A 5,030-nucleotide genomic window follows, 5' to 3' on the forward strand; every position below is an offset into this window, starting at 1 on the left:
GGGCCGTACGGTGTCCGCCGCCGGCAGCCGTCCATCGGCGAGCGTGCGGCGGACACCGTACGGCCCGAGGAGTTCGTCAACAGCTTCCGCCAGGACTACAAGCGCCCGGACGGCAACGGCTTCACAGTGACGGTCGACGGCGCGAGGACGGGCAGTGACGACTGGTCGCTGGTACGGGTAGGACTCGCCACCCGAGGCCAGTCCGAGGGCGCCGAACGCCCGCCCGCCGCCCTGACGTTCGTCATCGATGTCTCCGGCTCGATGGGGGAGACCGGCCGCCTGGACCTGGTGCGGGACTCGCTGGGCGTCCTCACCGACCAACTGCGCGATGACGACTCGATCGCGATCGTCACCTTCAGCGACGAGGCCGAGATCCGGCTCCCGATGACACGGGTGGAGGGCCGCAGGGACCGTATCCACCACATCGTCGACGGCCTCGAACCGGCGGAGTCCACCAACCTGGAGGCAGGCGTGCGGACCGGCTACGACGTCGCGGTCGAAGGCCACAGGAAGGGCGCCACCAACCGGGTCGTACTCCTCTCGGACGCGCTCGCCAACACTGGCGAGACGTCGGCGGACAAGATCCTGAAGCGGATCGACGGGGCACGCCGCGAGTACGGCATCACGCTCTTCGGGGTCGGCGTCGGCAGCGACTACGGCGACGCGCTGATGGAGCGCCTGGCGGACAAGGGCGACGGCCACACGACGTATGTCGCCTCCCGCACGGAGGCCCGAAAGGTCTTCTGCGATCAGCTGCCCGCCAACATCGAGCTGACGGCACGGGACGCCAAGGCGCAGGTGGCGTTCGACCCGCAGACGGTGCAGCAGTTCAAGCTGATCGGCTACGACAACCGCCGGGTGGCCGACAAGGACTTCCGCAACGACCGGGTGGACGGCGGAGAGGTGGGCCCGGGCCACACGGTGACGGCGCTCTACGCGGTACGCCTCCGGGCGGGAGCCACTGGCCACCTGGCAACAGCAAGCGTGCGCTGGCTGGACCCCGCGGACCGCTCCCCGCACGAGCAGAGCGGAATGGTGGAGACGAGCGACCTGTCGGCCGGCCTCTGGAACGACGCGAGCTCCCGCCTCCAAGTGACAGCGGTAGCCGCCTACTTCGCGGACGAACTACGAGGACGCTCCTTGCCGTCCGCGCCCACCCTCACCGAACTGTCGAACCGAGCAAGCAAGTTGGCGGAATCAACCGAAGACACCCAAGTCCGAGACCTGGCAACGGCAATACGCGAGGCGAACACCCTGAAAACCTGACCCCTGCCTGAAACAGGGCTGCACAATCCGCCGCCCCCGGCCATCATGTGTCGCATGGCCACCACGCTGCTCGTTCTCGCCGTCATAGCCACCGGGCTCTACGCCGGATTCATGTTCGCCTTCGCGGCAGGCGTCATGTCCGGCCTGAAGCTCCTGACCGACGAGCAGTTCGTGGCGGCCATGCGCCGCATCAACGAGAAGGTGCCGAACCCCCTCTTCCTGCTCATCTTCCTGGGCTTCGTAGCGCTCCCGGCCGCGGCTCTCGCCGTCCCCGTAGACGCCCGCACGGACACCGCGCGCCTCCTGCTGATCCTGGGCCTGGCCTGCGCGGTCCTGAGCCACCTGGTGACGATCGCAGGCAACATCCCGCTGAATGTGGCGCTGGAGAAATCCACGGCACCGGCGACGGAGACGCGCGCAGCATTCGAATCGAAATGGAACCGCCTCCACCTGGCCCGCACCCTGGTGACGACGGCGTCCTTCGCCCTGACGGCGGGCTCGTCCCTGGCCTGAACCCTCTTACCTAAAGGTCGAATTCGGCCGGCGCAATCCCCAGCGCGAAGCACGCCTCACGCACAATGCCCTGCTCAGCCTTGTCGAAGTCACCGTCGGCACCACCGATGACGATCCCGATCTGGATCACGGCACGCGCCTCGGTCGGCTTCTTGCTGACCTTCCCGATGGTCTGCAGTACACCGACCTTGCCGAAGTCGAAGTCCGCCGAGAGCTTCTGGCAGTAGTCGTTGAAACGCGTCTGCAGATCATCCGCAGGGAAGTTCCGCAGCACGTCATTGCCAGCGATCAGCGAGGCGACACGCTGCCGCTCCGAGGGATCGATGGACCCGTCCGCCGCAGCGACGAGCGCGCACATGGCCATGCTGGCATCCCGGAACCCACCGCTCTTCAGGTCATTCTTCTTGGCGTTGAGCTGGCTCTGCATGGTCTGCGCAGAGTCCTTGAAGCGGTCCCACAGGGCCATCGTTCGTCTCCGTAGTCATCCACATGAACAGCACTTACACCCCGACAACGGACGGCCCCCCGGCGAAGTGCCCGCCCGTTCCCGTCACCCGACCGTCGTTGAATGGCGAAGGGAGGCTACTGCGTGTGGTGATGGCTCCTGACGGCCCGCCAGCGACTCCGAAAGAAGCGGAAGAACAGCAGCTCCAGGGCAATCGCGTAGACGCCGGCACCGACCACGGTGAGGACTGTGGTGGTCTGCCCGAATCGGGCAACGGTCTCGCCCAGGAAGTAGATGCCGACCAGATGGGCCAGAACGCCCGCGGAGAGCATGTACGCGGCTGTCGCTGCATAGGGGTAGCTCATGTGCGTACCCGAGGAGCTGAGCCCGGACTCCCAAGAGAAGAGTGCCGGCTCGCCGAGGTGGTTGTTGATACGCGTCTCGATCTTCGCCACTCCACGCCCGGCACGCTGAGAGCGGTGGTACTCCCCGAGCCAGATCAGCAGGCTCGCCTTGGCGGTGATGGGGACGAAGACCATGCAAATGGGAATCACGAGTACCCGCGACACGGAGGTACTGAGGATCGCGGCCATGACCACCGCCAGCGATGTGAAAGCGAAGTTCATGATCTGCAGGCGATTCGTGATCGCCTGCAGGCTCTCCTGGCGTAAGGAGTTGTACTCGGCCAGGAGGGCCTGCACTACCGCAGGGAGAGTCTCCCCTGGCGGAGGCGCAGGCTGCTGCGGGATGGTCGACCGTCTCGGTACGGGTGCACGCTGGCGCCCCGTCACAGCCGCACTCTCGATGACAAGAAATTCGGGAACGCGTCGCGGTCCCTCTCGAAGGAGTAGTCCAAGGCCCTGATCCCCAAACCCTCGGCTCGGCGGAGGTTCTCGGGCCGGTCCTCGACGAGACTCACCTGCCGACCACGGAGTTGCTCTGCCGCAATCTCGAAGAGCCCTTCCCCGGGCTCAGACTTTGCTACACCCAACTCCTGAGACACGAAGACAAGATCTTCGTTGATCCACTCACTCAGTCCGAGCTTCTTCGACTGCTTGGCGAACCAGAACGACGTGTTGTTCGACGCGATGCCGAACTCCGCGCCCGTCGCAGCAGCTTGCGCGAGTAGTTCATGTGCCCACGGACTTGGCGACAGAAGCTCGCACTCGACTTCACGGACCAGCTCAGGCGGCACCGTAACGCCTACCTCCACGCCCATGTCAGCCCAGTAACTCGACTCGTCGGCCACCTCGCCGGAATAACGCCCCCAGAGCCGCACTCCGGCAGCGCGAGCGACGTCCATGGGGACACCCAGTCTGTCTGCCAGCCCTCGACCGGGCGTGAGCACGAGGGTCTCCCACGGATCACAGAAGAGCACCCCCCCGATGTCGAAGAGGATCACATCCGGACCTGACACGACCAACTCCGTTTCAATTCACGACTGAATCGACAAGGCTCATTCAACGTAGCAGCGCCCGCCCAGCTTGGATGCTCAGTCGGAGATCACACACTCAGGAGCAGACCACTCAGACCCGGACCGGAAGTTCGGGCGGTCCGCTCGGCAGAGGAACGCCGGGACTGTTGGGCTGTCTCGGCGCGGATCTATCGTCTTGCGGCGACCACGCTGGCGAAGGTGGGGAAGCCGGACATGTTTTGGCTGGCCGCTGAGCGAGTGGGCCTTCAACACCAAGAAGCGGGACAAGGCTCCACCAGAGGTCGCCGCGAGACACACACCCCGGACGAGTACGCGTCACCGCTCGGCAAGCGGGTGTACGACCTTCGGCACACCTGCCTGACCACCTGGCTCAACAACGGCGTACCGGCGGCTCAGGTCGCGGAGTGGGCGGGCAACAGCGTGCCGGTGCTGCTCTCCACGTACGCGCGGTGCATCTCGGGGCAGCTCAGGGATCACCAGAAGCGGATCGAGGCCGGCGGAGATCTTCCGGAGTACACCGCTGAGGACTGAGCCGCGGTCCAGAACTTCGACACGTATTCGACACAGCCACCTGTAGAAACCCGGCATCCGCCGGACACAGCCGGACTCTCCCCCGCTCTCACCAGGGGCGGGTCCGGCTCTTACGTCGTTGATACGCCTGGGTCGCTACATTGCCCTGACCAGCAAAAAGGCCCTCCGCGAGGGAGGGCCGGACGATGGATGCACTGGTGTGCCCCCGGCAGGACTCGAACCTGCGGCCAAGTGCTTAGAAGGCACCTGCTCTATCCACTGAGCTACGGGGGCCGATGGTGGCCTCGGTGGCCTGGAGCCCCGGTTGTACGGGTGCGTGACCTTGCCGGGGACAAGGATAGGGCTCCGTTCCCCTCGTCCCGGTTGCTTCACCTCCGTGGCACGATGTGGAGGTTCAGTGAAGCGAACCGATAATCGCAGGCAGGTGCGATTCTCGCAGCGCTTTTTGCGCCTCACGCGCCGGGTGTTGTGCACTCGTTATGCCCCTGTCCCACTCGTCCCGTCTGTCCCGGGTGTCTGAACGGTTCCGGATGCCACTGGATGGCCCTCATTGGCGCGCAGAAGTGGCCATACGCTTCAAAAACGCACTAAAAACGGGCATTCTTCGCATGTGGTGACCTTGGATGTACGGCCTCAGCTGATCGACGCACTCTCCGTCCTGCGCGACCGGGTGGCGGCCGTGCGCCTTCCGCTGCCCGTCGCCGGAGCGCCTCGCGCTCGGCAGACGCAGACCGAACTGCTCGCGCAGTTGGACGACTATCTGGTGCCCCGGCTGAGAGATCCGCACGCTCCGGTGCTCGCCGTCATCGGCGGGTCCACCGGGGCCGGGAAGTCCACGCT

6 protein-coding genes, 1 tRNA gene and 1 pseudogene are annotated in these 5,030 nt (G+C 65.5%); 4 read left to right on the forward strand and 4 right to left on the reverse strand.

The genetic code is table 11. The features are described 5' to 3' along the window. A partial coding sequence (locus tag J0695_RS31850) for a vWA domain-containing protein (RefSeq protein WP_206967986.1) occupies positions 1–1,266 on the forward strand: 1,266 nt, incomplete at its 5' end. 54 nt (positions 1,267–1,320) lie between these two features. After that, the gene (locus tag J0695_RS31855) at positions 1,321–1,779 is read left to right on the forward strand and encodes an anthrone oxygenase family protein (protein ID WP_206967988.1); all 459 of its coding nucleotides are present in this window, start codon (positions 1,321–1,323) and stop codon (positions 1,777–1,779) included. A 10-nt stretch (positions 1,780–1,789) separates the two neighbouring features. Here the strand turns inward: J0695_RS31855 and J0695_RS31860 are convergent, their stop codons facing one another. From J0695_RS31860 to J0695_RS31870, 3 genes are all read right to left on the reverse strand, one after another. After that, complete coding sequence (locus tag J0695_RS31860) at positions 1,790–2,245, reverse strand: tellurite resistance TerB family protein (RefSeq protein ID WP_206967991.1); 456 nt, start codon at positions 2,243–2,245, stop codon at positions 1,790–1,792. Positions 2,246–2,361: 116 nt separating this feature from the next. Then, positions 2,362–2,850 (reverse strand): hypothetical protein, encoded by a 489-nt coding sequence (locus tag J0695_RS31865; protein ID WP_206967993.1) that lies wholly within the window; start codon positions 2,848–2,850, stop codon positions 2,362–2,364. Positions 2,851–3,011: 161 nt separating this feature from the next. After that, positions 3,012–3,626 (reverse strand): HAD family hydrolase, encoded by a 615-nt coding sequence (locus J0695_RS31870; protein WP_206967995.1) that lies wholly within the window; start codon positions 3,624–3,626, stop codon positions 3,012–3,014. A 270-nt stretch (positions 3,627–3,896) separates the two neighbouring features. On the opposite strand from J0695_RS31870, the gene J0695_RS31875 reads away from it, so the two are divergent. After that, the gene (locus J0695_RS31875) at positions 3,897–4,190 is read left to right on the forward strand and encodes a site-specific integrase (RefSeq protein WP_372445849.1); all 294 of its coding nucleotides are present in this window, start codon (positions 3,897–3,899) and stop codon (positions 4,188–4,190) included. Between the two features lie 200 nt (positions 4,191–4,390). On the opposite strand, the gene J0695_RS31880 is transcribed toward J0695_RS31875, so the two are convergent. Next, positions 4,391–4,463: transfer RNA gene (locus J0695_RS31880), tRNA-Arg, on the reverse strand. Positions 4,464–4,800: 337 nt separating this feature from the next. Here J0695_RS31880 and J0695_RS31885 point away from each other — a divergent pair. Next, positions 4,801–5,030, forward strand: a pseudogene (locus J0695_RS31885) (ATP-binding protein); the annotation flags it as partial.

The organism is Streptomyces beijiangensis, from assembly GCF_017315755.1.
Lineage (GTDB): Bacteria > Actinomycetota > Actinomycetes > Streptomycetales > Streptomycetaceae > Streptomyces > Streptomyces beijiangensis.